Origin of the sequence: Williamsia soli (assembly GCF_017377795.1) — a bacterium.
Lineage (GTDB): Bacteria > Actinomycetota > Actinomycetes > Mycobacteriales > Mycobacteriaceae > Williamsia > Williamsia soli.
This window is the reverse complement of record NZ_JAFRDR010000011.1, coordinates 33,127-59,833: the sequence shown is the minus strand read 5'-3', so window position 1 is coordinate 59,833 and position 26,707 is coordinate 33,127. Positions and strand designations below refer to the sequence as shown.

Genomic DNA, 26,707 nt, shown 5'->3' with positions numbered 1-26,707 from the left:
AACACGATGAAGTTTCGGGTGACTCGCGACGAGTTCGCAGATTCGGTCGCGTGGGTTGCACGTAGCCTGCCGAGCCGGCCTCCGGTACCGGTCCTCGGCGGTGTGCTGCTGACAGTCACCGACACCGGTCTCTCGGTGTCGGGATTCGACTTCGAGGTCTCGGCGCAGGTCAACGTCTCGGCCGAGGTGGCCGACGAAGGCCAGGTGCTGGTGTCCGGCAAGCTGCTCGCCGACATCACCAGGGCGCTCCCGGCGAAACCCGTCGACGTGCAACTCGACGGGACGCGCGTCGCGATCGTCTGTGGCAGCGCCAAGTTCTCGCTGCCGACGATGCCGGTGGAGGATTACCCCCAGCTGCCCGACGTCCCGGAAAACACCGGATCCATCCCGTCGGACGTCTTCGCCGAAGCGATCACGCAGGTCGCCATCGCAGCGGGCAAAGACGACACCCTGCCCATGCTGACCGGCATCCGCCTCGAGATCGACAACAACACCGTGGTGCTCGCCGCAACGGACCGGTTCCGGCTCGCGGTGCGCGAGCTCACCTGGACTCCAGAGGTCGCCGACACCACCTCCGCGGTGCTGGTGCCCGCCAAGACCTTGGCCGAGGCGGCCAGAACCGCAGGGTCGGACGGCACCTCGGCCGTCGGACTGGCATTCGGTTCCGGCGGGAGCATCGGCGCAGACGGTCTGCTGGGCATCCTGGGATCCGGGCGACGCACGACCACCCGTCTTCTCGATGCCGAGTTCCCGAAGTTCCGGCAGTTGCTGCCGCCGAGTCACACCTCGGTCGCCAACATCGAGATCGGTCCGCTGACCGAGGCGATCAAGCGTGTCGCCCTGGTCGCCGAGCGGGGTGCGCAGGTGCGACTCGAGTTCGGTGAGGACACCGTGCTGTTGACCGCGGGCGGTGACGATGCGGGTCGCGCTGAAGAGCAGGTCGACGTGAAGTTCTACGGTGATCCGCTGACCATCGCCTTCAATCCGGGATATCTGCTCGACGGCCTCGGTTCGCTGCATGCCGGGACGGTCGATTTCGGGTTCACGACACCGTCGCGCCCCGCGGTACTGCGTCCCGGTTCCGACGCCGAGCCCACACCTGACGACAACGGCGCCTACGCAGCGCCGAACAGCGAGTACACGTACCTGCTGATGCCCGTCCGCCTGCCGGGCTGAAAGATGAGCGGCACCGGCGCCGCTGGACAACAATGGTTGCAGCGGACACCGGACCGCAGCGACACGTCATCGGCGAAGGAGTGATCGACCATGCAAATGGGTTTGGTGGGACTCGGCAAAATGGGTGGTTTCATGCGCACCCGCATCAAGGATGCAGGTATCGAGGTCGTCGGCTACGACCCGCGCCCTGAGGTCACCGACGTCGGCTCCCTCGCCGAACTCACCGAGGCGCTCGACGCGCCGCGGATCGTGTGGGTCATGGTCCCTTCCGGGGAACCGACCAGGTCCACCGTGCGCACCCTTTCGGAGACCCTGTCACCCGGCGATCTCGTGATCGACGGCGGCAACTCCAAGTACACCGACGACGCCATCAACGCAGAACTGTTGAGCGCCAAGGGGATCAGCTACATCGACTGCGGTGTATCCGGCGGCGTCTGGGGCCTGGAGAACGGCTACGGCCTGATGTGTGGCGGAGCCAAGGACGACGTCGCCCGCGCGATGCCGATCTTCGACGCCCTACGCCCGCCGGGGGAGCGTGCCGACGGATTCGTCCACGCCGGCCAGGTCGGTGCAGGTCACTACGCCAAAATGGTGCACAACGGCATCGAGTACGGACTGATGCACGCCTACGGCGAGGGATACGAGATCCTCGACGCCGAACCGCTCATCGAAGATGTCACCGGAACCCTGCGGGCCTGGACCAACGGCACCGTCGTTCGGTCGTGGCTGCTCGAACTCCTGGTCAAGGCACTGCAGGAAGATCCCGGTCTGGCCGAGATCTCCGATTACACAACTGATTCCGGCGAAGGACGCTGGACGGTCGAAGAAGCCATCCGACATTCCGTGCCCGCCAACGTCATCTCTGCAGCGCTGTTCGCGCGTTTTGCATCCCGGCAAGAGGGCGGTTCACCCGCGCTCAAGGCGGTCTCCGCTCTGCGCAACCAGTTCGGCGGTCACTCGGTGGTCCCCAAGTCCGGGTCGTCCGAGTGACTCGCAGGAGTTGATCTGACGAGGTGTTCGTCCGCAACCTGGGCCTGCGCAACTTCCGCTCGTGGGAGGATGTGTCCGTCGAACTGGATACCGGCACAACGCTTTTCGTCGGACGCAACGGTTTCGGCAAGACGAATCTACTCGAGGCGATCTATTATCTCGCCGGTCTGAGGTCACATCGGGTCAGCACTGATGCGCCGCTCATCCGAACCGGTGCCGACCAGGCGAAAGTGTCGGCCACCGTTGAGAACGACGGGCGTGAATTGACCGTTGATCTGCTGATCGGCGGAGCGCGGGCCAACAAGGCTGCGATCAACGGTGCCCCGTGCCGTCGCCCCCGCGACATCCTCGGGATCCTGCGGACCGTGATGTTCGCACCCGAGGATCTCGCGCTCGTCAGGGGCGACCCGGGCGAACGGCGTCGCTTCGTCGACGAACTCATCGCGATGCGGGGACCGCGATGGGCGGCCGCGAAGGCGGATTACGACCGGGTGCTCCGTCAGCGCGCCGCCCTGCTCAAGACTGCGTCGTCGGCACTTCGTCGGGGTGACGGAGAGTCGGTGATCAGCACCCTGGATGTGTGGGATGCGCAGCTCGCCGACTTCGGGGCGCAGGTCACCGCAGCGCGGATAGATCTGGTTCGTGAACTCGAACCCCATGTGCAACAGTCATATTCAACGATCGCACCACAGTCTCGGCCGGCTGGTATGCGCTATCGCCCGTCGATCTCTGCGGACATAGCGCCCGCACCGGGGGAGGCGGCGGATGTCGAATACATCGAGGCGGCCATGCTCAACGATCTCGGAACCCTGCGTCAGAAGGAGATCGACCGCGGCGTATGTCTGGTGGGACCCCACCGCGACGACATCGAACTGCTGCTCGGGACGGAGACGGCCAAGGGATTCGCCAGCCACGGGGAGTCGTGGTCGCTGGCACTGGCGCTACGACTCGGTTCCGTGGAACTGGTGCGCTCGGACGGGGTGGAACCGGTACTCCTGCTCGACGATGTCTTCGCCGAACTCGACGCCCGCCGACGTGAAAAACTGGCAGATGTCGCCGGAACCGCCGAACAGGTCCTCATCACCGCGGCGGTCGCCGACGACATACCCGCCTCGATCGGTGGCCGGACGGTCTCGGTGAACATCATCGAGGCAGATGGCGTCCGCACGTCGGAACTGGTGAGCTGAACATGGTTGAAGAACCCGAGTCCACACAACAGGGCAGCGGATACGACATGGCCCGCAAGGCGCTCGAAGACGCCCGCGCGGCGGCGCGCGCTGCGGGAAAATCGGTCGGTCAGGGGCGCGCGTCACCCAGTAAGAGGACATCGGCACCCCGGCCTGCCGCACGACGGGGCTGGACCGGCGCTGGTCCCGACGTCCATGATCCGCAACCCATGGGAAGGGTCGCGGGCAACCTCGCAGGTCGCCGGGGCTGGAACTCGAAGATCTCCGAAGGCACCGTGATGGGTGCCTGGGATCGCATCGTCGGGGATGAGATCGCTGCTCGTGCGCAGCCCAAGATGTTGCGCGACAAGGTATTACACGTCACTGCCGAATCGACTGCCTGGGCGACCCAGCTGCGGCTGATCCAGTCACAGATCCTGGCAAAGATCGCTGCGGTGGCCGGTAACAACGTGGTGACCAGTCTCCGGATCACCGGCCCGCAGAGCCCCTCATGGCGCAAAGGTGAACGCCATGTGAAGGGGCGCGGACCGCGTGACACGTACGGCTGAGACAGAGTGCTCCGGCGCGACGTCCCAACAGGCGATGAATCCCGTCAGAGCGGCAACGGCGTGCCGAGGGCGTCGGTCGGACTAGGTGCAAACCGAAAAAATCCGTCTGCGGAGACATCAGGGGTGTTGCAGGGGTATTCCTCGTCGCATGACCCAGTAGTATGTAGGGAGTTGCCCCGAACCGGGGTAGACCGCCACGTCGAGGGCCCCGGACTCAGCAGCCGATACCGTGCTGCCCGGTGCCTCACGCGTGCGCGACTGAAATGGCGATGTAAGGAGCGGACGCACTCGTGGCCGACAGCACCGAACCCCAGCAGCCGGAACAACCGGACAAGCCGGAACCCACCAAGAAGGTCCCGGCAAAGAAGAAGGGGAACCCCGAATACGGTGCCGATTCGATCAGCATCCTCGAGGGACTCGAAGCGGTTCGTAAACGCCCGGGTATGTACATCGGTTCCACCGGTGAGCGCGGACTGCACCATCTGATCTGGGAGGTCGTCGACAACTCCGTCGACGAGGCGATGGCGGGTTACGCCACTCGCGTCGACGTCACCCTACGGGCCGACGGTGCGGTGCAGGTCGTCGACGACGGTCGCGGTATCCCCACGGGAATGCACAAGACCGGCATCCCGACCGTCGAGGTCGTCATGACGCAGCTGCACGCCGGCGGAAAGTTCGATTCCGATTCCTACGCGGTGTCCGGCGGTCTGCACGGCGTCGGCATCTCCGTGGTCAACGCGCTGTCGAAGACGGTGGAGTTGGAAATCAACCACGCGGGCTTCGAGTGGCAGCAGACCTACACGAATGCTGTGGCGGGTGAGCTGAAGAAGGGCTCGCCGACCAAGAAGACCGGCACCACGGTCCGGTACTGGGCCGATGAGAAGATCTTCGAGACCACCACCTACAACTTCGACACCATCGCGCGGCGACTGCAGGAGATGGCCTTCCTCAACAAGGGCTTGACCATCACGCTGACCGATGAGCGGCCTGCCACCATCGAGGCGGGCGACGCCGAAGACGTCGAGGTCGCCGAAGCGCCGAAGTCCGAGGACGAACTCGCCGAAGAAGTGGCGAACACCGAACTCGCCGACGACGTCGATGTCCCGGTGGACGCCGAGGGCAAGCCCGAAGGCCGCAAGTCCAAGAGTCGTAGCCGTATCTATCACTACCCGGGTGGACTCGAAGACTTCGTGCGCCATCTCAACAACGGCAAGACCGCGAGCAAGACCGCGATCCACAACTCGGTCATCAGCTTCACGGCAAAGGGCACCGGGCACGAGCTTGAGGTCGCAATGCAGTGGAACAACGGTTACTCCGAATCGGTGCACACCTTCGCGAACACCATCAACACCCACGAGGGTGGTACCCACGAAGAGGGATTCCGCTCTGCTCTGACGGCGACGGTCAACAAGTACGCCACCGAGAAGAAGCTGGTGAAGGACAAGGGCGACAAGCTCACGGGCGACGACATCCGTGAGGGCCTGGCCGCGGTCATCTCGATCAAGGTCTCGGACCCGCAGTTCGAAGGACAGACGAAGACAAAGCTGGGCAACACCGAGGTCCGTAGCTTTGTGCAGAAGGTGAGCAACGAACACCTCGCGCACTGGTTCGAGTCGAACCCCGCCGAGGCGAAGATCATCATCCGCAAGGCCGTCGAATCCGCCAACGCCCGGATGGCTGCCCGCAAGGCGCGAGAGTTGGTGCGCCGCAAGAGCGCCAACGACATCGGTGGCCTGCCGGGCAAGCTGGCCGACTGCCGCAGCAAGGATCCCGCCAAATGCGAGGTCTACATCGTGGAGGGTGACTCGGCCGGTGGCAGCGCCAAGTCCGGTCGCGATTCGATGTACCAGGCGATCCTCCCGATCCGCGGCAAGATCATCAACGTGGAGAAGGCGCGCATCGACCGGGTTCTCAAGAACACCGAGGTCCAGTCGATCATCACCGCGTTCGGCACGGGCATCCACGACGAGTTCGACATCGCGAAGTTGCGCTACCACAAGATCGTGTTGATGGCGGACGCAGACGTTGACGGACAACACATCTCGACGTTGCTGATGACGTTGCTGTTCCGGTTCATGCGACCGCTCGTGGAGCACGGTCACGTGTATCTGGCCCAGCCGCCGCTGTACAAACTCAAGTGGCAGAAGGGTGCCGCACCGGAGTTCGCGTACTCCGATCGCGAGCGCGACGGGTTGCTCGAGGCAGGTGCGCAGGCCGGCAAGAAGATCAACAAGGACGACGGGATCCAGCGTTACAAAGGTCTCGGCGAGATGAACGCCAAGGAACTGTGGGAGACCACGATGGATCCTTCGGTTCGGGTACTGCGGCAGGTCACTCTCGATGACGCCGCCGCCGCCGACGAACTGTTCAGCGTGCTCATGGGAGAGGACGTGGTGGCACGGCGGAGCTTCATCGCCCGCAATGCCAAAGACGTTCGCTTCCTGGACGTCTGACGTCCTCGCACCCGCCGACCTGATACGACGAAAGTGAACTGATGACCGACACCTTGCCACCGGACAGTGGCGCCGGAGACCGCGTCGAACCGGTCGACATCCAGCAGGAGATGCAGCGGAGCTACATCGATTACGCGATGAGCGTCATCGTGGGCCGCGCCCTCCCCGAGGTCCGCGACGGCCTCAAGCCGGTGCATCGCCGGCTGCTCTATGCGATGAACGATGCCGGCTTCCGGCCGGATCGCAGCTATGTGAAGTCTGCGAAACCTGTTGCGGAGACGATGGGTAACTACCACCCACACGGCGACACCGCGATCTACGATGCGCTGGTCCGCCTGGCTCAGCCGTGGTCGATGCGGTATCCGCTCGTCGACGGTCAGGGCAACTTCGGTTCGCGCGGCAACGACGGCGCGGCGGCGATGCGCTACACGGAAGCTCGCCTGACGCCGCTCGCCATGGAGATGTTGCGTGACATCACCGAGGAGACAGTAGATTTCACTCCGAACTACGACGGTAAGACCCAGGAACCGACGGTCCTGCCGTCGCGGGTGCCCAACCTCCTGATCAACGGCTCGAGCGGTATCGCCGTCGGCATGGCGACCAACATCCCGCCGCACAACCTCGGTGAGGTCGCCGACGCGGTCTTCTGGGCGCTCGACAATTACGAGGCCGACGAAGAGACCACCCTCGCGGCGTGCATGGAACGGGTCAAAGGACCCGACTTCCCCACGCATGGACTGATTGTCGGCGGCCAGGGTATTCGCGACGCGTACACCACCGGCCGCGGCAGTGTCCGTATGCGCGGTGTGGTGCGGATCGAGGAGAACAAGGGTGCGACCACCCTCGTGATCACCGAATTGCCGTATCAGGTGAACCCGGACAACATGATCCAGTCGATCGCCGAGCAGGTGAACGAGGGAAAACTCAAGGGCATCAGCAGGATCGACGACGAGTCCTCGGACCGGGTCGGTATGCAGATCGTTGTCACACTGCGCCGCGACGCCGTGGCCAAGGTGGTGCTGAACAACCTCTACAAGCACAGCCAGCTGCAGACCAGTTTCGGTGTCAACATGCTGTCGATCGTCGACGGCGTGCCCCGCACCCTGCGGCTCGACCAGATGATCCGCTACTACGTGGAGCATCAGATCGACGTCATCATCCGGCGCACCCGCTACCGGTTGCGCAAGGCAGAAGAGCGGGCGCACATCCTGCGCGGTCTCGTCAAAGCCCTTGACGCACTGGACGAAGTGATCGCCTTGATCCGCCGGTCTCAGACCGTCGACATCGCCCGCACGGGATTGATCGACCTGCTCGACGTCGACGAGATCCAGGCAGACGCCATCCTGGCGATGCAGTTGCGCAGACTCGCGGCCCTCGAGCGGCAGAAGATCGTCGACGAGTTGGCCGAGATCGAGATCGAGATCGCGGACTACAAAGACATCCTCGCCAAGCCAGAACGTCAGCGCGCCATCGTGCGTGACGAGTTGGCCGAGATCGTCGAGAAGTTCGCCGACGAGCGTCGCACCAAGATCATCGCCGCCGACGGTGATGTCTCCGACGAGGATCTGATCGCCCGCGAAGACGTGGTGGTCACGATCACCGAGACCGGATATGCCAAGCGCACCAAGACCGACCTGTACCGCAGCCAGAAGCGGGGCGGTAAGGGTGTGCAGGGAGCAGGGCTCAAACAGGACGACATCGTTCGGCACTTCTTCGTCTGCTCCACCCACGACTGGATCCTGTTCTTCACGACCAAGGGCCGCGTGTACCGCGCGAAGGCGTACGAACTGCCCGAGGCGAACCGGACCGCCCGCGGCCAGCACGTCGCCAACCTGCTGGCCTTCCAGCCGGAGGAGCGGATCGCGCAGGTCATCCAGATCAAGAGCTACGAAGATGCGCCCTACTTGGTGCTCGCCACCCTCGGGGGCCTGGTGAAGAAGTCGCGTCTGGTCGACTTCGACTCCAACCGGTCCGGCGGCATCTTCGCGATCAACCTGCGCGGAGAGGACGAACTCGTCGGTGCTCAGCTGTGCAGCGCCGAAGACGATCTGCTGCTGGTCTCGACCAAGGGCCAGTCGATCCGATTCTCCGCGACCGATGACGCGTTGCGTCCGATGGGCAGGCAGACGTCGGGTGTCCAGGGCATGCGATTCAACGACGAGGACCAGTTGTTGTCGCTGAACGTCGTGCGAGATGACACGTACCTGCTCGTCGCGACGTCCGGTGGTTATGCGAAACGCACTGCGATGACCGACTACCCGGTTCAGGGTCGCGGGGGCAAGGGCGTACTGACCATCCAGTACGACAAACGCCGCGGAGCACTGGTCGGAGCCCTGATCGTCGACGACGACAGTGAGCTGTACGCCATCACCTCCGGAGGCGGTGTGATCCGCACCGCCGCGAAGCAGGTCCGCAAGGCCGGTCGCCAAACCAAGGGCGTCCGCCTGATGAACCTGGGCGAAGGAACTACGCTCTTGGCTATCGCCCGTAACGCCGACGAACCGGATGAACTGGTCGAGACGGACAACGGGCCTGCCGGCAAGAAGTAGCACCAAGCAAGCGGAGCCCGATCAACGCTCCTCCTCACCGGAGGCGAGGCAAAGGAACGCATGAGCACACCCAACGAGCCGAACAAGCCGACTCAGACCCCCGGGGGTCAGGCGCCCAACGGGCAGCCTGGGAGTGGCGACCAGGAATCCGGTAACGGATCCCGGCCCACGGTCTCCGTGCAGGAGTCGGCCGCGCGTTCCGGTGACAGCACGCCTCCCGCGGGACAGGCAGGCCCCACCCGCCCTGTCGGCAACGGACAGGGTCCGGGCGGGGTGCCGCCCTGGCAGCGGGCGTCGGGTCCAGGCAGTCAGGGTCCTGGCAGTCAGGGTCCTGGCAGTCAGGGACCGGGCAATCAGGGACCCGGCAACGCGGGCGCCCAGGGACCGCAGGGCGGACCGGGTAAGCCGCCCCCACCCGCGGGTAGCCAGCCGCCCCCGGGATCGGGTGGGGGGCAGCAGCCCGGTGCGCCGGGGCCCGTCCGGGGTCCCTCGGGTCCGCCGCAGGGTCGCGGTCAGGGGCCGGGGAACGTGTCGACGAGTAAGCGCCCGGTGATCACAGGCACCGCCGCCCCGAAGCCGATCGACGGACCCACGCGGAACATCGATCGCCGGGACCTGCCCCAGGAAGAACTGCCGGATCTCGACGCCATCCATCACCCCGAGGTGGCCGCGAGTGGCCCGTCACGGTCGATCGAGGCCGTCCCGTCGCCAGGTGCGATGGGGGCGCTCCGGGCGTCGGTGCAGTTGCGCCGCATCGACCCGTGGTCGGCTTTCAAGGTCTCCGCCGTGCTGTCGGTGGCCTCGTTCTTCATCTGGATGATCGCTGTCGGTGTGTTGTATCTCATCCTCGACGGTATGGGTGTGTGGGATCAGCTGAACAACTCGTTCGGGACCCTGGTGTCGAGTGACACGACCACCGAGTCGTCGTTCGAGATCAGTGCCGGGGGAGTGTTCGGGATCGCGGCCCTCATCGGCGCGGTCAACGTGGTGCTGTTCACCGCACTCGCCACTGTCGGATCCTTCATCTACAACCTCTCCTCCGACCTCGTCGGCGGAATGGAGATCACCCTTGCGGACCGCGATTAGAGCCCGATCTGACCAGGCGTTTTGTCGCCTGGGCATGCGGTCGGGTAATCTCTGACTTCGGTTCACGGGCCTATAGCTCAGGCGGTTAGAGCGCTTCGCTGATAACGAAGAGGTCGGAGGTTCAAGTCCTCCTAGGCCCACCGTGACGACGAGCCAGAGAGCAGCAAAACCCCCCGAAAGGAGGGCGCGATGAAGACAGGTCTGATCATCGCAGCCGCACTCGCACTCATCGTCGCAGGCTTGCTCACAGAGTCTCGACGCAATATCGAGGTGTGGCACGGCCTACCCGAAGACCAGTGAGAACTGGCACGGGGCCTTAGCTCAGTTGGTAGAGCGCTGCCTTTGCAAGGCAGATGTCAGGAGTTCGAATCTCCTAGGCTCCACAAGTTTTTCCTTGTTCCGGGCGCGTTTGGCAAACGTGAGCCCGCCGCGCCAGAGTAGTTGCATGGAACTTCGCATTTTCGTCGAACCCCAACAGGGTGCCACCTACTCAGACCAGCTGGCGGTCGCCCGCACGGCAGAGACCGCAGGATTCGGAGCCTTCTTCCGGTCGGATCATTATCTCGCCATGAACGTCGAGGGAAGCCCGGGACCGACGGACACCTGGACGACGCTCGCGGGTCTGGCCCGCGAAACCAGCACGATCCGACTGGGCACACTCGTCACCTCGGCTACCTTTCGGTATCCGGGACCGCTGGCGATCGCGGTCGCCCAGGTGGACGAGATGTCGGGTGGCCGCGTGGAGTTCGGATACGGCGCAGGTTGGTTCAGCGCAGAGCACGAGGCCTATGCGATCCCATTCCCCTCGCTGGGGGAGCGATTCGACAAGTTGGAGGAGTCGCTCGCAGTGATCACCGGGCTCTGGAAAACGCCTCTGGGAGAGACGTTCTCGTACTCAGGTGAGCACTACACCGTGAAGGACTCCCCGGCGTTGCCGAAGCCGGTGCAGACACCGACGCCGCCCATCGTCCTCGGCGGGCAGGGCAAGAAGCGGACCCCGGCACTCGCCGCGCACTATGCCGACGAGTTCAACGTCCCGTTCATCTCCGCGGGAGAGGCCCAGCAGGCCTTCGATCGGGTGCGCCAGGCCTGCGAAGTCCGTGGGCGCGACGCCGAGGACATGGTCTACTCGGCCGCGCTGACGGTGTGCGCCGGCGTCGACGACGCGGAGGTCGCCCGTCGCGCGACGAACATCGGACGTGACCTGGCTGATCTACGCAAGGACGGCCTGGCGGGGTCGCCGGCCGAGATAGTCGACAAGATCGGCAGCTACCGCGAGATCGGGGCGTCGAGGATCTATCTGCAGGTGCTCGACATGTCCGACCTCGGGCACCTCGAGTTCATCGCCGACAAGGTGATGCCCCAGCTCTGATGCCCCAGCTCTGATCGGAGCAGTCGGTGAACTCTCAGTAGCCGAGTTCGCCCCGGCGGCGTGATTCGATGTCACGTCGTCGCTGCTGCTCGTCGGCGTCGAGCCCCGGGGCACCGGTGTTGCCCGGGCCTGCCCAGATCCGGATGGCGCCGAACAACAGCGGGAGCACGATGAACACCAGCCACGCCATCGGTACTCCGAGTGCCAGGAGCAGAAGGAAGACCAGCACCGTGCCGCCGGAGGCGAACAGGTGCAGCGTCCGCATCACCTTGTCCCGGCGTCCGGGAATGGGAACCGGGGCAGACGCGGCCCGGGCGGCAGGGGTCATCGCAGAGCTGCCGTCACCGGGACCGAACGGCGTCGGCTCCGGCAGATCCATGAACAACTCCGACAACTCTGATCGCGTGTGTGCCGTGGTGACCGCATCGACGCGCTCTGAATACTCGGCGTTGTCGAGTCGCCCGCTGGTGTAGTGCTCACCCAGCGCCTCGAGTGCCGAGGTGCGCTCGGCATTGCCTATCCGGATCTCGCGAGGCTTTTCTGAATCCATGGGTCAATTCGACCACGGACGGGCGGTTGTCGACAGACGTGCGGCGGGTTCAGCTTCCCTTACCGACGATGTAGAGGTATCCGCCGAGAACCAGGACCCCCGCCGCGAGATAGAGATAGCCGACCCAGAGGGCGGCCACCGCGAACGATGCACCCTGCTCGCCGGTACGACGAATCTGTGCGCGGGCGACGTGACCGCAGACAATGCCAATCAGAAAGGTCAGTCCGATCACCGACAGGATCAGAGCGACGATCGCGGTGACGTTGGTCTTGTTGGTCCGGCGGGCCGGTGCGGGACTCATCTGCGCTCCGGACTCCTCATCATGGCCGTATGCGTGCTGCGGCTCGTCGTTGCGGGTGTCGGCGGGGTCCGCGGTCTGAGAGTAGGCATTCGAATTGGTGGAGGGACCGGGGTGTGCTCCGATTCCGGCAGCGGGTCCACTCAGTGGTGCGGGCGAGTACGGCGGCGGTGGCCTGCGCACAGGGGGAGCCCCCGGCCCACCGCGGCCGGGAAATGGCGATTGGCCGCCTGGCCCCTGTGGTGGGAGACCGGCCGGACCTTGCGGGGCAGGCCGGTACGCGGGGGCAGGCCCGGTGGACCCGCCCCGCTGCTCCCAGGCCGGAATCGGTTCGACATCTCGCCGCCGGCGGCCCTCACCACTGTCATAACTCACGAGTCACACGGTACCTGCCGCCTGATCCGGCGTTCTGGCCTCTTCGCCGGCCACGGGCACGTCCGCCAGGCGCGGCGGGGCTGCGGCGACGCTCGGCGGTTGCGGCCGGGTTCGCCGGGTGATGGAGAAGGCTGCGGCCCCCGCGGCGAGCACTCCGACCGAGACCAACGCGATCTTGAGCCGGCGCCGTGATGCAGGCCGGGTGCGGACCGGGAGGAGGTCGGAGCCCTGAGCGGTGAGGTTCTTGGCGCCGGACCAGAACGTCGTCGCTGCGCTCTGTGCCGCGGCATTCAGCGCGACGGCCCGGTCGCGTACTACCTTCAGTTCGGATTCGCTTCTACTCACGTATGCCTCCTTGTGTGGAGCGCCGACTCGCTCGCGCCCGGGTGGTCTGGGCTCAGATGACTCCACCCTAGTGCCCCCGAGTGCCTATACCCGATGGACCGAGGTCCTTCGACCAGGTGGCACCATGGAGGTCGTGACCACAGCATTGAAAACCGCAACCGCGATCCTGCACACCAACAACGGTGACATCAGGATCGCCCTGTTCGGAAACCACGCACCCAAGACGGTTGCCAACTTCACCGGCCTGGCCGATGGCAGCAAGGACTACTCCAAGCCGAACGCTTCCGGCGGCGACGCGGGACCGTTCTACGATGGCGCGATCTTCCACCGCATCATCTCGGGCTTCATGCTCCAGGGCGGCGACCCCACCGGCACCGGCATGGGCGGCCCGGGATACGAGTTCGAAGACGAGTTCCACCCCGAGCTGACCTTCAGCCAGCCGTACCTGCTGGCCATGGCGAACGCGGGGCCCGGCACCAACGGCTCGCAGTTCTTCATCACCGTCGGCCCGACTCCGCACCTCAACCGCAAGCACACCATCTTCGGTGTGGTCGAGGACGACGAGTCCAAGAAGGTCGTCGACAAGATCGAGGCCGTCTCGACCGACCGTCGTGACCGCCCGCTCGAAGACGTGATCATCCAGAAGATCACCATCGAGTCCTGATCGGTTCTATGTGACATTCCAGCCCCCGGTGCCCGGGCGTCCGTCGCCCCCGGCCCAGGTGTGTGTCCGGCATCCCGACCGCCCGACGGGTCTGTCGTGCAGCCGGTGCGGCCGTCCGGCCTGCCCTGAGTGTCTGCATCCGGCCGCAGTCGGCCAGCATTGCGTCGACTGCGTCCGGGCGGCGGGGAACCGGGTCCCGCGTGCCCGCACCATCGGTGCAAGCAGGCCGTATGCCACCTACACCCTGCTCGCGGTGAACCTCATCATCTTTGCGATCACCGCCCTCCAGGCCGGCAGCGTCACGGAACTGCGTTCCTCGGAGGTGTTCACCGAAGGCGCCCTCTGGGGGCCCTTCATGGCCTCGGGCGAATATTGGCGTGTGCTCACCGCCGGGTTCCTGCACTTTTCGTTGATCCATGTCGCGGTCAACATGTTCTCGCTCTACATCCTCGGCCGCGATGTCGAGATCACCCTCGGCACGGCACGATTCGTGGGGATCTATATGACCTCACTGCTCGGTGGCAGCGCGCTGGTGATGCTCTTCGAGAACCCACTGGCGATCAACGCCGGCGCTTCGGGTGCGATCTTCGGTCTGATGGGTGCGACCCTCGTGGTGGTTCTCAAGGCGAAGATCCCGGCCGGCATGGTCCTCGGCGTCATCGGTATCAACGTGGTGCTGTCGCTGACCATCCCGAACATTTCCTTGTGGGCCCACATGGGTGGCCTGTTCTTCGGGGCGGCCGCCGCCGCCGGAATCCTCTACGGCCCCGAACTGCTGCCTGCCGGCAAGAAAACCGCCCGCAACGCCGCAGCGATCGGATGGATCGTGATGGGCGGCCTCATCCTGCTTGCGCTGGTGCTCAGTGTCGCCCGCGCCCAGACCCTGTAGATCCCGAAACCGGGATGGTCACTTCCGTTCCTGTATCGCCAGCCCGGCCTCCCGGAGCGTGTCGGCGACGTCGAGTGGGTTCGCCCCGAGATCCCAGCGCCCGAAGATCACCAACCGCTCGCCGTCGTGGGCGGTCGCGTCGTCGATGTCGAACTCCAGATGCGGCACCCGCCTGCCCAGTCGTGGGTAGCTGATCACCTGGGCTCGGCGCACCTCGTCAAACGCATAGCGCCGGACACCACCGGTGAGCGTCCTGATCGCCAGGGTGTGGGTGTCGACCACCGCCAGTCGCGGGCGGACGCGTAGTCCGATGGCGCCGAGTACGAGCAGCAGCACCGCGGCGATGACCATCAGCAGGACACCTGCCGGATCGGGCCCCGCGATCAGCGCAGCGCCGCCCAAGAGGACTCCGCCGGCGACCATGACGCCCGCCATCGCGGGAGGTGTCGACCACGACAGGGTCGACGAAGCAGAGTTATCCACAGGCCTTATCCACAATGGGGACTAGTTACACACATGTTGTTCCACAGCTGTGGATGAATTACACACATGTAGTTCGGGTGTTCACAGGTGTCGAGGAGGAGGTCAGCGCCACTTCATGGTCATCAGCAGTCCGGCGACCATGAAGCCGAATCCGATGAGGAAGTTCCACGGACCGAGCTCGTACATCCAGTTCAGGATCTTGCCGTCGGCGCCGAGCGATTCGGGGGTGGCGACCAGGTAGAAGACGATCAGCCACAGCAGTCCGAGCAGCATCAGGCCGAGCATCGTCGCGACGTAGACCGTGCTCGACGGTCCGGTTTTCACCTTGACCGGAGTGCGGCTCGCCGGGTTGATCGTGTAATCGGTCTTCTTGCGGACCTTTGACTTGGGCATAAAATTCCTCGGTTCGCGGGCAAAACGTGTCACTACAACCTAGCTCACCAGGCAATAGAGATGTGAAGCCGCAGCGTCGTCCCAGGTAGCCTGATCGTTGTGACCGACCCGATCCACGCCTCGACCGAAACGATCGACCAGGGGCAGGCCCCCGCCCGCATCCTCGTCGTCGACAACTACGACAGCTTCGTCTACAACCTCGTCCAGTACCTCGGACAGTTGGGGGTGCATGCCGAGGTGTGGCGCAACGACGACGCCAGGCTCGCCGACCCGACCACCGCGATCGTTGACTTCGACGGGGTGCTGCTCTCGCCCGGACCCGGCACGCCCCAACGGGCCGGTGCCACGATGCCTCTGGTCGGGGCGGCCGCCACGAGCGCAACACCGTTGCTCGGGGTCTGTCTCGGGCATCAGGCGATCGGCGCGGCGTTCGGTGCCACTGTCGATCGTGCCCCGGAGTTGCTGCACGGCAAGACCTCCCTCGTCTCACACGACGACGACGGTGTCCTGGCGGGTCTGCCGAATCCGTTCACAGCCACCAGGTATCACTCGCTGACCGTTCTCCCGGAGACGATCCCGGCCGAGTTGGTGGTCACCGCTGAGACCGGCACCGGCATCGTGATGGCCATGCGCCACCGCGAACTGCCGATCCACGGGGTTCAGTTCCACCCAGAGAGTGTGCTCACCCAGGGCGGGCACCGGATGCTGGCGAACTGGCTGACGGTCTGCGGGATGATCGTGCCCGATGGTCAGGTACGCATCCTCGAAGACCAGGTCGCCGCCGCACTGGGCTGAGGAGTACGTCATGGGTTCGGACACCGAGCGGTCCACCCGGTCGGCTGCGACCCGCGACCTGATACTGGTCGCGGCAGAGCGGTTGTTCGCCGAACACGGGTTGTACGCAGTGTCGAATCGCCAGGTGAGTGAGGCGGCCGGACAAGGGAACAACGCCGCCGTCGGTTACCACTTCGGGACCAAGACCGACCTGGTGCGCGCGATCGTGACGAAGCACGCGGAGCAGATCGAGAAACTGCGCGCCGCGGCGCTGCGCTACATCGAAGGTTCGACTGACGTCCGCGATTGGGTCGCGTGTCTTGTGCGTCCGTCGACGGAGCATTTCGCAGCGCTCGGCACCCCCTCCTGGTACGCCCGCTTCAGCGCCCAGGTGATGACCGATCCGTCGTTGCGCGTACTCGTGTACACGGAGGCGTCCGCCGCCTCGCCGAGCCTGGCGAAGTTGGTGTCCGGGCTCGGGAAGACCCTGGACGATCTGCCCGAGGGTATTCGTCGCGTGCGGGCCGACATGGGCCGGTCGCTGATGGTCCACATGTGTGCCGAACGAGAGTTGCGGCTCGCCGGCGAAGGCGATCCCGAAACCATCGGCTGGCACGATTTCGGGACCGACCTGATCGACGCGATCGTCGGTATCTGGACCGCGCCCGTGACCCGCTGACCCTGCTACTAGGGCAGCAGGCTTGCCCGGCCCACGGTGATCGAGACCGATCCGTCCTTGCGGACGAGACCGCCTGCGGCGGGTGTCTGGTCGAGGATCTTCTCGTCGTCCGGACTGCCGAGGGGAACATTGCGGGGAACCGTGGTCAGCGTTGACCTCTCCCACCCGGCGGCGACCAGCGCGGACTGCGCCTGCGCGGCCGTTTGCCCCCGCAGATCGGGCATGGTGAACATGTTGCCGCGGCTGATGGTGATCTGGACGATGCTGCCCTCGTCGACCTCCACGCCTGCCTCGGGCGAACTGCTGATGACGGTGCCCTCGGGTAGTTCGGAGTCCGCCGCGACCACCGCTGGATTCAGTTTGAGCTGATCGAGGTTGGTACGCGCCTGCGACTCCCGCTGCCCGGTGAGGTCGGGGACGGAGACCCGGCGAGGGCCGGTACCGACCTGAATGGTGATCAGCGCTGTCACCGGTTGGGTGCTGCCCGCAGCGGGTGTGGTGCCGACGACTTTGCCCTTGAGCGCGGCCGTCGACGCGACGTCCACCGGACGTACGTTCCCGAAGCCCAGATTGCTGAGCTCGGTGGTCGCATCCTCCGGTGTTTTGTTCCTCAGGTCCGGCACCTGCTGTCGTTGCGGTCCCGCAGAGACGTACAGGGTCACCCGGGATCCCTTGTCCACCTTCACGCCTTCGCCCGGCGTCGTCCTGGTCGGCGCGCCGGCGGGAACGGTCGGACTGGGTTCGTCGAGCTGGTTGACGCGGAATCCCATCTTCTCCAGCTCGGCGCGGGCCTGTTCCGTCGACATCTCGGTGACCTGAGGTATCGACACCTGTGGGGTCGCCTCGGACGCCCAGGGACGTACGAGCAGCAGGGTCACCCCGACGATCAGCAGCAGGGCCAAGGCTCCGAATCCCGCGACCTTGAGGGCGGTGCGGTTCTTGGGCGGTGGATCGTCGTCGTTGTCATCGCGACGATGCGAGCCCGACGGGCCGACGCGAGCGACCCGGGCGCGGGGCCCGGTGTCGATGAGGGCGGTACGGTCCTCGTCACTCATCACCATCGGCGCGCTCGGCTTGCCGCCGGCGAGCACCTTCATCAGATCCGAGCGCATCTCCGCCGCGGACTGATACCGGTTGGCGGGGTTCTTGCTCATGGCCTTGAGGACCACGGAGTCCAGTTCGGCGGGCACTCCTGCGAGCACCGACGACGGCGTCGGAGGGTCCTCCCGGACGTGTTGATACGCCACCGCCACCGGTGAATCGCCGGTGAATGGAGGTTCGCCGGTGAGCAGTTCGAACAGCACGCAACCCAGCGAGTAGACGTCGCTGCGGGCATCGACGCTCTCGCCGCGGGCCTGCTCGGGCGAAAGGTACTGCGCGGTTCCGATGACGGCCGCCGTCTGGGTGACGGAGTTGCCGGTGTCGGCGAGCACCCTGGCGATACCGAAGTCCATCACCTTGACGGCACCGGACTTGTCGATCATCACGTTCGCCGGCTTGACGTCCCGGTGAACGATGCCGTTCTGATGGGAGAAGTGCAGAGCCGCAGCCACGTCGGCGATCCACGTCATCGCCTGACGCGGCTTGACATGACCTTCCGCACGCAGCACGTCGCGCAGCGTCTCGCCGTCGACGAACTCCATCACGATGTACGGCAGCGGGCCCTCGGGGGTGGTCGCCTCGCCGGTGTCGAAGACCTGGACGATCGTCGGGTGGTTCAGCGCCGCCGCGTTCTGTGCCTCACGCCGGAAGCGGAGGTAGAACGTCGGGTCGCGCGCGAGGTCGGCACGCAGCACCTTGATCGCGACGTCGCGGTGCAGGAGGAGGTCCCGCGCGAGGTGGACCTCGGACATGCCACCGAAACCGAGCGTCTCGCCCAGTTCGTAACGGTCAGAGACCTGTCGGGGGTCAGCCATCAACCACCGTCCTGGGGTCCGGGCTGTTCGCTTTCGCTCAGCTCGTTGTCGTTGCCCTGATCATTGTCGCTCTCGCGCGCCGGCAGGCCCGGAATCTGGATGCTCGGCAGCGTCGGGAACGTCGGACCATCGTTTGTGGTGGTCGTCGTGGTCTCCGGGGTGGTGGTCGTGGTCGTTTCCTCGGTCGTCGTGGTGGTCGTCCGAGTGGTGGTCGTGGTCGTTTCCTCTGTGGTCGTCGGAGGCGGAGTGGTGGTCGTGGTGGTGCTCCGCGTGGTCGACGACCTCGGCGTCGGCGTATCCGAGTCACCGGTCGAGCGCATCAGCAGGAAACCGACGAGCACCAGTGCGCCGATCAGCAGGATCACCGCAGCGGCGGCCAGTGCTTTCTGTCCCGCGGACCAGCCCTGCTGATCGTTCGGAACCGGCGGTTGCGGCCGGGGCTGCGGCGCCGGCGCCGGGCGTGGCGCGACGACGGGCGCCATCATGGCGGTGGCCGGTCGGGGCCCGGTCGCCGAACCGGGCTGGGGAGGGCGCCGTCCGGCGCGGACCGCTGCCACGGCGTTGGCGAACTCTCCTCCATCGGAGTATCGCTGCGTGGGGTCCTTGGCCATCGTGATCTCGATGAGCTCGCGCACGTTCACCGGCAGATCCGTCGGCAGGGGCGGCGCCTCTTCGCGGATGTGTTTCATCGCCACGGTGATCGCCCCATCACCGAGGAACGGCCTCCGGCCCGCGATGGCCTCGTAGCCGACAACACCGAGCGAGTACACATCCGACGCGGCCGTGGCGTCCTCACCGAGGGCCTGCTCCGGCGAGATGTACTGCGCTGTCCCCATGACCATGCCGGTCTGCGTGACGGGCGCGGCGTCCACCGCCTTGGCGATACCGAAGTCGGTGATCTTCACCTGACCGGTCGGCGTGATGAGGATGTTGCCCGGTTTCACGTCGCGGTGCACCAGACCGGCGTCGTGGGCGGCCTTGAGCGCGCGGCCGGTCTGTTCGAGCATGTCGAGGGCATTGTTCAGGGAGAGCCTGCCCACCCGGGTGAGCACAGCGTTGAGCGGCTCTCCGTTGACGAGCTCCATGACGAGGTAGGCGACGTTGCCGGCGCCTGGGTCCTGGGCCTCGCCGTAGTCGAAGACGTTCGCGATGCCGGGGTGATTGAGCATGGCGGTGGTACGGGCCTCGGTGCGGAACCGTTCGAGGAATTCGGGGTCGTCGGAGAATTCGGCCTTGAGGGCTTTGACGGCGACGCGACGATCGAGCCGGGTGTCCATGGTCTCCCACACCTGGCCCATGCCACCGGTCGCGATCAGTCGCATCAGCCGATACCGGCCTGCGATGGTCGTGCCTCCCTGCAAAGTCACCCGGTCACTCCTCACCTGCGAGCGCGTTGATCACTGCGCGCCCGATCGGAGCGGCTGACGAGCCGCCCGTTGCCTGTAGTCCTCCATCGCCGTTCTCGACGATCACCGCGACCGCCACCTGGGCGTTGCTCGACGGACCGAACGCGATGTACCACGCGTACGGTGTCTCGTCGGTGCCCTGGGTATCGGAATGTTCGGCGGTACCGGTTTTCGACGCGATGGGTACCGGGCCGCCGGAGCCACGAGTGTTGCGTTCTGAATCGATCATCATTCCGGTCAGCGTCGCGGCAGTCTGGGAAGAGATCGGCTCGTTCAACGACTCGGGGCGGGTCGTGTTCAGTGTCTTGAGATCGGGACCCTGCAGTTTATCCACGAGATAGGGCTGCATGCGAACTCCCCCGTTGGCGATGGTCGCCGCGATCATCGCGTTCTGGATCGGGGTGAACCGCACGTCGCGCTGTCCGATGGAGCTCTGGCCGAGGGCGGCCAGGTCGGGGACCGGGCCCATGGTCGACTCCGACACCGGCAGCGGGATGTCCGGGAGTTGGGTGTCGACGCCGAACGCGTTCGCCTGGTTCTTGACCGAGTCGATGGGGTTCTGCAGCTTCTCGGTTGCGAGTTGGACGAAGGCGGTGTTGCACGAGTACTCCAGCGCCTGGTGCATCGTCACCTGTCCGCCGCTCGAATCCGGGCAGGTCTCGCCGCCGTAGTTGGTGAGGCCGGTGGTGGTCTGCGGGAGGTCGATGCTGCTGGCCGCGGTCAGCCGGACGTCTTCGGTGACCCCCTGCTCGAGGGCCGCAGCGGTGGTGATGACCTTGAATGTCGAACCCGGAGGGTACGTCTCGTTGAGCGCGCGGTTGAGCATCGGCTGGAAGCCGGTCGAGGTCTCGGTGGGATTCCACTGGGCCCAGGCGTCTTCGCGGACGGTCGAGTCGTGATTGGCCAGCAGGTTGGGGTCGTAGCTCGGGGTCGAGACCATCGCGAGGATTGCGCCCGTACTGGGCGCGATGGCGACGACGGCACCGCGGCAGCCACCGTTGCATCCCTTGCCCATCTCGTCGAATGCCACCTTCTGCAGCTTCGGGTTGATGGTGGTGATGACGTTGCCGCCACGGGGATCCCGTCCGGAGAACATGTCGGCGAACCGCTGACCGAACAGCCGGTCATCGTTGCCGTTGAGGATCGAGTCCTCGGCCTGCTCGAGTCCTGAGCTCGCGTACTGGAACGAGTAGAAACCGGTGACCGGGGCGAACGCATCCGCCCATGGGCCGGGATAGGTACGCAGGTACTTCAGCCGGTCGTCGGTGGGCACCGATTGCGCGATGACCTCTTGGCCGGCGGTGATCTGCCCACGCTGACGGGAGTACTCGTCGAGCAGCACCCGCTGGTTGCGTGGGTCTGCGCGCAACTCATCGGCCTTGAACACCTGGACGTAGGTGGCGTTCAGCAGCAGGGCAAGGATGATCACCATCACCGCGATGACCACACGGCGGATCGGAATGTTCATGTGCGCTTGACCATCTCGGTGGGTGCGTCGGCGATGGGCGTCGGCTTCTTCTTCGTGGGGTCTGGTTCGCGCGCAGAGTTGGAGACGCGGATGAGCAGCGCCACCAAGATGTAGTTCGCGAGCAAAGAGGAACCACCGTACGACATGAACGGGGTCGTCAGACCTGTCAGCGGGATCAGTTTCGTGACGCCGCCGACCACCACGAAGATCTGCATCGCGATGGTGAACGCCAGGCCGGTGGCCAGCAGTTTGCCGAAGCTGTCGCGCACCATGATGCCGGTCCGCAGCCCTCGCACGATGAGGATCAGGTAGAGCAGCAGGATTGCGGCCAGGCCGACCAGGCCGAGCTCTTCACCGATGGTGGCGATGATGAAGTCGGTGTTGGCGAACGGCACGATGTTCGGCCGGCCCGAGCCAAGACCGGTGCCGAACAGACCTCCGGTGGCCAGCCCGAACAGACCTTGGCCGACCTGATAACCCTGGCCGTAGAAGTCGTTGAACGGGTCCTGCCAGATGCTCACGCGCACTTGCAGATGCGAGAACAGCTGATAGGCGACGATGGCGCCGAGGGCGAACAGACTCACACCGATGATGAGCCAGCTGACCCGTTCGGTGGCGACATAGAGCATCACCAGCATGGTCGAGAAGATCAGCAACGAGGTTCCGAGATCGGCCTCGAACGCCAGTACGCCGATCGAGATCACCCAGGCGGCCAGCAGGGGTCCCAGGTCGCGGGCCCGCGGTAGGTCCATGCCGAGGAAGTGTTTGCCTGCCGTGGTGAACAGATCGCGCTTGGACACCAGCAGCGACGCGGTGAAGATGATGATCAGGATCTTCGAGAACTCACCGGGCTGGATGTTGAACAGCGGGGTTCGGATCCAGATCTTCGAGCCGTTGATCTCCGACATCGACGCCGGCAGGATCGCCGGGATCGCCAGGAAGATCAGACCGCCGAGTCCGAGGATGTAGCTGTACCGCGACAACGTGCGGTGGTCGCGGATCAGGATCAGTACCGCCGAGAACGCGACGATGCCGAGCACCGCCCACAGGACTTGCTGGTCGGCGTCGTGGGTGCGTTCGATCGGGTTCGCGGTCTCGCCGTTCTGGCCGGTGCCGAGGTCGAGGCGATGGATGAGGACCAGGCCGAGCCCGTTGATGGTCGCGACGAGCGGAAGGATCAGCGGGTCGGCGTAGGGAGCGAACCGGCGCACCACGAGATGCGCGAGCCCGAACAGCACCATGTACGCGACGATGTATTTCGCCAGATCCCAGGTCAGACTCTGTGATTGAGCCATCTGCACCAGGATCAGGGCGACGGCGACGATGATCGTCGACAACCCGAGCAGCAGCAGTTCGGAGTTGCGGCCGGTATAGCTGCGGGCCGGTCCGGCGGCCGGGGCCTGTGGGGTGACCGCTGCCTGTGACATCAGCGCCCCCGACAGTTGGCCGGTTGGGTGACCGGTGGGGTGGTGGTGGTGCTGGTCAACGGCGGCTGCGTGCTCGCGGTCCCGGATTCCGGGGGTGGTGCGGGTTGGCCTGACGTGGCAGGAGGCGCAGGGGATCCGGGCGGTGCGGGGGTGGCCGGGGCGGGCGTGACGCCCTGCGCCGACGCCGAATCCTCTTCGGGACACAACGGCAGCAGATTGTTCATGAGGGTGCGGACCTGGCCCTCGGCGTCGTCGAGCGGCACCGGGTCGCGTCCCTCGAGGGACGCGGGAGCGGTTCCGGTCAGGTCGGACACCTTGAGGGGAACGCAGTCGGCGGGCCGGTTGTCGAAGTCGACGAGGTCGACGGTCGGTTGATCGGTGTCCATCCCGTGGGTACAGGTGATCTTGCTCAGCTCTTGCAGGTCGAGTCCGAGGAACGAGCCCTGCATGCCGCGGTAGAGCACCACTTCACCGTTGTTGCTGCTGACGTAGTAGTTGGACCGGACGATCGCGCGACCGACGAACACGCCTGCCACCAAGATCACGATGATCGCGATCGCAACACCGCCGATGATCCACTTGCGCCGCGGATGTGCCTGCGGCGGTTCGGGTTCGGGGGTGTTGATCGTCGGCCTGCGAGGCGACTGCGCGGGAGGACGCAGGGCCGCTGCCCTCCCCGCGGAGGTGCGCGGGTCCGGGACGTACTCCTGGTCGTCGCCACCGGCCGCCCCGCCCAGGATGGGCTGACTGTCTCCGTAGTCGACATCAACGACGTCGGCCACGACGACGGTGACGTTGTCGGGCCCACCGCCGCGCAGCGCGAGCTCGATCAGTCGATCGGCACAGTCCTTGTGGTTGGCGACCGACGACATGGTGTCGGCGATTGTCTCCTCGCTGACCACGTCGGACAGCCCGTCGCTGCAGAGCAGGTACCGGTCTCCGGCGCGCGCTTCGCGGACGGTCAGGGTCGGTTCGACCTCGGTCCCGGTGAGCGCACGCATGATCAGGGATCGCTGGGGGTGGGTGTGCGCCTCTTCGGCGGTGATGCGGCCCTCTTCGACGAGGGTCTGCACGAACGTGTCGTCGCGGGTGATCTGCGTGAGCTGGCCGTCGCGGAGGAGGTAGCCGCGGGAGTCGCCGATGTGGCACAACCCGAGGCGCGAGCCGGCGAAGAGGATGGCGGTGAGGGTGGTGCCCATACCGTCGAGTTCTGGTGCCTCGGCCACCTGATCGGCGATGGCCTCGTTGCCATGGCGGGTCGCGGCGTCGAGCTTGGCGAGCAGGTCGCCGCCTGGTTCGTCGTCATCGAGGGGGCGCAGCGCCTGGATGACCAGCTGGCTGGCGACCTCGCCCGCCGCGTGGCCGCCCATGCCGTCGGCCAAGGCCAGCAGGCGGGCACCGGCGTAGACGGAGTCCTCATTGTTGGCGCGGACCAATCCGCGGTCGCTACGCGCGATATAGCGCAACACCAGGGTCACGGGCGCAACTCAATCACGGTTTTGCCCACGCGTACCGGAGTTGCGAGCGGGACGCGAACAGCAGTGGTCACCTTTGCGCGATCAAGATAGGTGCCGTTCGTCGAACCGAGGTCTTCGACGTACCAGTCGTCGCCTCGGCGCACCAGGCGAGCGTGTCGTTCGGAGGCGTATTCATCGGTCAGCACCAGCGTGGAGTCGTCGGCACGGCCGAGTAGTACCGGCTGGGTGCCGAGTGTGATGCGGGTGTTCGCCAACGCTCCGTGCGTGACTATCAGATATCTCGGGCCACCTTTGACCCGCGCGGGGGTCCCGCCCCTGTTACGGCGTTCGTACCGCGTGAGCGGCCGCTGGCCGGTCGCGGCGTACACATCGCTGCGGATGACACGCAGGACGGCCCAGATCATCAGCCACAAGAGCAGCAAGAAGCCGACACGCGTCAGCTGCAGCACTATGCCCTGCACGTATTTTCACCTCCCGGGCCAGCCAACAACGTCCTGTGCATCTTATGGCCCAGTGGCGGCCCGATAGGTATTCGGATGTGTCACTTGTGTATCGGACACCCGATTCTGGGTGGATCGAATACCTCTGGGTGACACCTGGGCGGGTGGGCCTACCTGGCGGTGCGGTCCGCGGGAGACGTCACTGGAACCGGACGGTGATATCGGAATGTCCTACGCGGATCCGGTCCCCGTCGGCGAGTTCCCAACTGCTGACCTGGACGTCGTTGACCGTGGTGCCGTTCGTCGAGTTGAGGTCGTTGAGCAGCGCGCTCGAGCCGTCCCACCGGATTTCCACGTGTCGGCGCGAGACGCCGGTGTCCGGCAGCCGGAACTGGGCATCCTGGCCGCGGCCGATCACGTTCGAACCATTGCGGAGCTGGAAGGTCCGGTTGCTGCCGTCCTCGAGCAGAAGGGTGATGGCAGTCGGTGCGTAACCGGCGGGCGCCGCGTAACCGCCGCCTGCGGCGTAGCCGCCCTGGTCGTAGCCGCCGGGCTGGTCGGCGTAGGCGCCTTGCTGGTCCGCGGCGTACGCGCCCTGGTCGTATCCGCCACCACCCTGCTGGTAGCCCTGGCCGTAGCCGGGCTGCTGCTGATCCGGGGCGTAAGCACCACCCTGGTTGTAGGCCGCGGGTTGCTGGTCGTACCCGCGGTCGTAGCCGCCCTGCTGCTCGGGCGCGTAGCCACCCTGGTTCTCGTAGCCGCCCTGCTGGTAGCCCTGGTCGTATCCGCGCTGGTCGTAGCCCTGCTGATCCGGTGCATAGCCGGGTTGCTGGTAGCCGCCCGCCTGGTAGCCGGCTGGGTCGTACGCGCCCTGCTGGTCGTATCCGCGCTGGTCGTAGCCCTGCTGGTCGTAGCCCTGCTGGTCGTAACCCTGTTGGTCGTAGCCGCGCTGATAGTCCGATCCGCCCTGCTGGCTGTACGCCTGGGGCGGTCCGTCCACCGGAGCCTGATTTTGACCGTCGTACGGCTGCTGGCTGTACGCGGCCGCCGGTGGGTAGGAGCCCTGGTCGTATCCTCCGCGCTGGTCATATCCGGAGTTCTGCGTCATGGGGGTGGCTCCTGCTTCTCGGTTGCTTGGTGATGCGGGGGGCGGGGCGTTGGGCGGTTGCGGAGGCGGAACAGGCATCGGACGTGCGTCCGGGTTGATCGAGCCGCGAGCCCGGAACTGTCCGGTGTGCAGCGTCGGAGAGTGCGCGAACTCCACGACCACGTCACCGTATGTTTGCCAGCCGTTGTCGCGGATGAAGTTCTCGAGATGCTTCGAGAAAGTCTTGCGATTCAGCTCGTACTCGGCGGCCATCTCCTGGTGGTCGGTCGAGCTGACCACCAGCGTGTAGGCGTTGGGGGCCAGCTTTCCGCCGTCGCCGAGGTCCTCGAGGCTGTCTTCGGCCTCACGCTGGAGAGCGTTTTCGACCTCCTGCGGAGCCACCTTGCCGCCGAACACCCGGGCAAAGCCGTCGTCCACAGCGCCCTCGAGTTTGCGCTCGATTCTCTGAAGTATTCCCATGGCCAGACGACCTCCCTCCGGATTGTCAGCGTGTCGGCGTGCCAATCGTGCTGTTTGATGATAGCGACTCCGGCCCTGCGATGGCACTCCAGGGAGAACTTCTGCAACGCCAGCCCCAGTCGTCCCAGGTGACGTGAGTCGAAAGTCGTCTGAATGAACGGTAGGCCAGTGACGCCCGATTTCAGAATGACGGT

General features: G+C 65.6%; 24 protein-coding genes and 2 tRNA genes. 14 read left to right on the top strand and 12 right to left on the bottom strand.

Annotation, left to right across the window (positions count from 1 at the left end; all coding sequences use genetic code 11):
* Window positions 1-6: 6 nt before the first annotated feature.
* The 10 genes from dnaN to J3S28_RS23860 all read left to right on the top strand — a co-directional run bounded on the left by dnaN (window position 7) and on the right by J3S28_RS23860 (window position 11,361).
* Window positions 7-1,176 (top strand): DNA polymerase III subunit beta, encoded by a 1,170-nt coding sequence (dnaN, locus tag J3S28_RS23905; protein WP_084837896.1) that lies wholly within the window; start codon window positions 7-9, stop codon window positions 1,174-1,176.
* Between the two features lie 90 nt (window positions 1,177-1,266).
* Window positions 1,267-2,166 carry a phosphogluconate dehydrogenase (NAD(+)-dependent, decarboxylating) gene (gene gnd, locus J3S28_RS23900; protein WP_207843457.1) on the top strand — a complete coding sequence of 300 codons (900 nt, stop codon included), beginning with the start codon at window positions 1,267-1,269 and terminating at the stop codon, window positions 2,164-2,166.
* A gap of 23 nt (window positions 2,167-2,189) precedes the next feature.
* Complete coding sequence (gene recF, locus J3S28_RS23895; RefSeq protein WP_207843456.1) at window positions 2,190-3,353, top strand: DNA replication/repair protein RecF; 1,164 nt, start codon at window positions 2,190-2,192, stop codon at window positions 3,351-3,353.
* 2 nt (window positions 3,354-3,355) lie between these two features.
* Window positions 3,356-3,901, top strand: a complete 546-nt coding sequence (locus tag J3S28_RS23890) for a DUF721 family protein (RefSeq protein WP_207843455.1) — start codon at window positions 3,356-3,358, stop codon at window positions 3,899-3,901.
* A 398-nt stretch (window positions 3,902-4,299) separates the two neighbouring features.
* A complete protein-coding gene (gene gyrB, locus J3S28_RS23885) occupies window positions 4,300-6,354 on the top strand; it encodes a DNA topoisomerase (ATP-hydrolyzing) subunit B (protein WP_372436068.1) in 2,055 nt (684 codons plus the stop codon).
* 41 nt (window positions 6,355-6,395) lie between these two features.
* The gene (gyrA, locus tag J3S28_RS23880) at window positions 6,396-8,903 is read left to right on the top strand and encodes a DNA gyrase subunit A (RefSeq protein ID WP_207843453.1); all 2,508 of its coding nucleotides are present in this window, start codon (window positions 6,396-6,398) and stop codon (window positions 8,901-8,903) included.
* 60 nt (window positions 8,904-8,963) lie between these two features.
* A complete protein-coding gene (locus J3S28_RS23875; RefSeq protein WP_207843452.1) occupies window positions 8,964-9,989 on the top strand; it encodes a DUF3566 domain-containing protein in 1,026 nt (341 codons plus the stop codon).
* 66 nt (window positions 9,990-10,055) lie between these two features.
* Window positions 10,056-10,129, top strand: a tRNA-Ile gene (locus J3S28_RS23870).
* Window positions 10,130-10,299: 170 nt separating this feature from the next.
* Window positions 10,300-10,372: transfer RNA gene (locus J3S28_RS23865), tRNA-Ala, on the top strand.
* A gap of 62 nt (window positions 10,373-10,434) precedes the next feature.
* A complete protein-coding gene (locus J3S28_RS23860) occupies window positions 10,435-11,361 on the top strand; it encodes an LLM class F420-dependent oxidoreductase (protein ID WP_207843451.1) in 927 nt (308 codons plus the stop codon).
* 34 nt (window positions 11,362-11,395) lie between these two features.
* Here the strand turns inward: J3S28_RS23860 and J3S28_RS23855 are convergent, their stop codons facing one another.
* The 3 genes from J3S28_RS23855 to cwsA are packed head-to-tail and all read right to left on the bottom strand — an operon-like array spanning window position 11,396 to window position 12,929.
* Window positions 11,396-11,911 (bottom strand): DUF1707 SHOCT-like domain-containing protein, encoded by a 516-nt coding sequence (locus J3S28_RS23855; RefSeq protein WP_207843450.1) that lies wholly within the window; start codon window positions 11,909-11,911, stop codon window positions 11,396-11,398.
* Between the two features lie 49 nt (window positions 11,912-11,960).
* On the bottom strand, window positions 11,961-12,584 hold the full coding sequence (locus J3S28_RS28835; protein WP_307797387.1) for a DUF4190 domain-containing protein: 624 nt from the start codon (window positions 12,582-12,584) through the stop codon (window positions 11,961-11,963).
* Between the two features lie 3 nt (window positions 12,585-12,587).
* Window positions 12,588-12,929: a cell wall synthesis protein CwsA gene (gene cwsA, locus J3S28_RS23845; RefSeq protein WP_207843449.1), complete on the bottom strand. Its 342-nt coding sequence runs from the start codon at window positions 12,927-12,929 to the stop codon at window positions 12,588-12,590.
* 124 nt (window positions 12,930-13,053) lie between these two features.
* On the opposite strand from cwsA, the gene J3S28_RS23840 reads away from it, so the two are divergent.
* Window positions 13,054-13,593: a peptidylprolyl isomerase gene (locus J3S28_RS23840; RefSeq protein WP_207843448.1), complete on the top strand. Its 540-nt coding sequence runs from the start codon at window positions 13,054-13,056 to the stop codon at window positions 13,591-13,593.
* 10 nt (window positions 13,594-13,603) lie between these two features.
* Window positions 13,604-14,482 carry a rhomboid family intramembrane serine protease gene (locus J3S28_RS23835; protein ID WP_307797385.1) on the top strand — a complete coding sequence of 293 codons (879 nt, stop codon included), beginning with the start codon at window positions 13,604-13,606 and terminating at the stop codon, window positions 14,480-14,482.
* A gap of 18 nt (window positions 14,483-14,500) precedes the next feature.
* Here the strand turns inward: J3S28_RS23835 and J3S28_RS23830 are convergent, their stop codons facing one another.
* Both J3S28_RS23830 and crgA read right to left on the bottom strand, forming a co-directional pair.
* The gene (locus J3S28_RS23830) at window positions 14,501-14,965 is read right to left on the bottom strand and encodes a PH domain-containing protein (RefSeq protein ID WP_207843447.1); all 465 of its coding nucleotides are present in this window, start codon (window positions 14,963-14,965) and stop codon (window positions 14,501-14,503) included.
* A gap of 102 nt (window positions 14,966-15,067) precedes the next feature.
* Window positions 15,068-15,358 (bottom strand): cell division protein CrgA, encoded by a 291-nt coding sequence (gene crgA, locus J3S28_RS23825; RefSeq protein ID WP_207843446.1) that lies wholly within the window; start codon window positions 15,356-15,358, stop codon window positions 15,068-15,070.
* A gap of 99 nt (window positions 15,359-15,457) precedes the next feature.
* Between crgA and J3S28_RS23820 the strand changes: the two genes are divergently transcribed.
* Window positions 15,458-16,153, top strand: a complete 696-nt coding sequence (locus J3S28_RS23820) for an aminodeoxychorismate/anthranilate synthase component II (RefSeq protein ID WP_307797384.1) — start codon at window positions 15,458-15,460, stop codon at window positions 16,151-16,153.
* A gap of 10 nt (window positions 16,154-16,163) precedes the next feature.
* Window positions 16,164-16,811, top strand: coding sequence for a TetR/AcrR family transcriptional regulator (locus J3S28_RS23815; RefSeq protein ID WP_207843445.1), 648 nt, complete (start codon window positions 16,164-16,166; stop codon window positions 16,809-16,811).
* An 8-nt stretch (window positions 16,812-16,819) separates the two neighbouring features.
* Here the strand turns inward: J3S28_RS23815 and pknB are convergent, their stop codons facing one another.
* From pknB to J3S28_RS23780, 7 genes are all read right to left on the bottom strand, one after another.
* Window positions 16,820-18,727: a Stk1 family PASTA domain-containing Ser/Thr kinase gene (pknB, locus tag J3S28_RS23810; RefSeq protein ID WP_207843444.1), complete on the bottom strand. Its 1,908-nt coding sequence runs from the start codon at window positions 18,725-18,727 to the stop codon at window positions 16,820-16,822.
* Window positions 18,727-20,094 (bottom strand): protein kinase domain-containing protein, encoded by a 1,368-nt coding sequence (locus J3S28_RS23805; RefSeq protein WP_207843443.1) that lies wholly within the window; start codon window positions 20,092-20,094, stop codon window positions 18,727-18,729. The genes pknB and J3S28_RS23805 overlap by 1 nt, the downstream gene beginning before the upstream one ends.
* Before the next feature lie 4 nt (window positions 20,095-20,098).
* On the bottom strand, window positions 20,099-21,601 hold the full coding sequence (locus J3S28_RS23800) for a peptidoglycan D,D-transpeptidase FtsI family protein (RefSeq protein WP_207843442.1): 1,503 nt from the start codon (window positions 21,599-21,601) through the stop codon (window positions 20,099-20,101).
* Window positions 21,598-23,028 (bottom strand): FtsW/RodA/SpoVE family cell cycle protein, encoded by a 1,431-nt coding sequence (locus tag J3S28_RS23795; protein ID WP_207843441.1) that lies wholly within the window; start codon window positions 23,026-23,028, stop codon window positions 21,598-21,600. The genes J3S28_RS23800 and J3S28_RS23795 overlap by 4 nt, the downstream gene beginning before the upstream one ends.
* Window positions 23,028-24,506 (bottom strand): PP2C family protein-serine/threonine phosphatase, encoded by a 1,479-nt coding sequence (locus J3S28_RS23790; protein WP_207843440.1) that lies wholly within the window; start codon window positions 24,504-24,506, stop codon window positions 23,028-23,030. Before J3S28_RS23790 ends, J3S28_RS23795 begins: the two co-directional genes overlap by 1 nt.
* Entirely contained in the window at window positions 24,503-24,967 is a 465-nt protein-coding gene (locus J3S28_RS23785; RefSeq protein ID WP_084892605.1) for an FHA domain-containing protein FhaB/FipA, read from the bottom strand. Before J3S28_RS23785 ends, J3S28_RS23790 begins: the two co-directional genes overlap by 4 nt.
* A 178-nt stretch (window positions 24,968-25,145) precedes the next feature.
* Complete coding sequence (locus J3S28_RS23780) at window positions 25,146-26,513, bottom strand: FHA domain-containing protein (RefSeq protein ID WP_207843439.1); 1,368 nt, start codon at window positions 26,511-26,513, stop codon at window positions 25,146-25,148.
* Window positions 26,514-26,707: the final 194 nt, after the last annotated feature.

What these genes read in the sequence shown, in the direction of transcription:
- J3S28_RS23855 (WP_207843450.1), bottom strand. Translation starts at nt 11,911, where the DNA reads ATGGATTCAGAAAAGCCTCGCGAGATCCGGATAGGCAATGCCGAGCGC.
- J3S28_RS23860 (WP_207843451.1), top strand. Translation starts at nt 10,435, where the DNA reads ATGGAACTTCGCATTTTCGTCGAACCCCAACAGGGTGCCACCTACTCA.
- J3S28_RS23840 (WP_207843448.1), top strand. Translation starts at nt 13,054, where the DNA reads ATGGAGGTCGTGACCACAGCATTGAAAACCGCAACCGCGATCCTGCAC.
- J3S28_RS23815 (WP_207843445.1), top strand. Translation starts at nt 16,164, where the DNA reads ATGGGTTCGGACACCGAGCGGTCCACCCGGTCGGCTGCGACCCGCGAC.
- dnaN (WP_084837896.1), top strand. Translation starts at nt 7, where the DNA reads ATGAAGTTTCGGGTGACTCGCGACGAGTTCGCAGATTCGGTCGCGTGG.
- J3S28_RS23875 (WP_207843452.1), top strand. Translation starts at nt 8,964, where the DNA reads ATGAGCACACCCAACGAGCCGAACAAGCCGACTCAGACCCCCGGGGGT.
- gyrA (WP_207843453.1), top strand. Translation starts at nt 6,396, where the DNA reads ATGACCGACACCTTGCCACCGGACAGTGGCGCCGGAGACCGCGTCGAA.
- J3S28_RS23795 (WP_207843441.1), bottom strand. Translation starts at nt 23,028, where the DNA reads ATGTCACAGGCAGCGGTCACCCCACAGGCCCCGGCCGCCGGACCGGCC.
- gnd (WP_207843457.1), top strand. Translation starts at nt 1,267, where the DNA reads ATGCAAATGGGTTTGGTGGGACTCGGCAAAATGGGTGGTTTCATGCGC.
- J3S28_RS23780 (WP_207843439.1), bottom strand. Translation starts at nt 26,513, where the DNA reads ATGGGAATACTTCAGAGAATCGAGCGCAAACTCGAGGGCGCTGTGGAC.
- J3S28_RS23800 (WP_207843442.1), bottom strand. Translation starts at nt 21,601, where the DNA reads ATGAACATTCCGATCCGCCGTGTGGTCATCGCGGTGATGGTGATCATC.
- J3S28_RS23890 (WP_207843455.1), top strand. Translation starts at nt 3,356, where the DNA reads ATGGTTGAAGAACCCGAGTCCACACAACAGGGCAGCGGATACGACATG.
- crgA (WP_207843446.1), bottom strand. Translation starts at nt 15,358, where the DNA reads ATGCCCAAGTCAAAGGTCCGCAAGAAGACCGATTACACGATCAACCCG.
- pknB (WP_207843444.1), bottom strand. Translation starts at nt 18,727, where the DNA reads ATGGCTGACCCCCGACAGGTCTCTGACCGTTACGAACTGGGCGAGACG.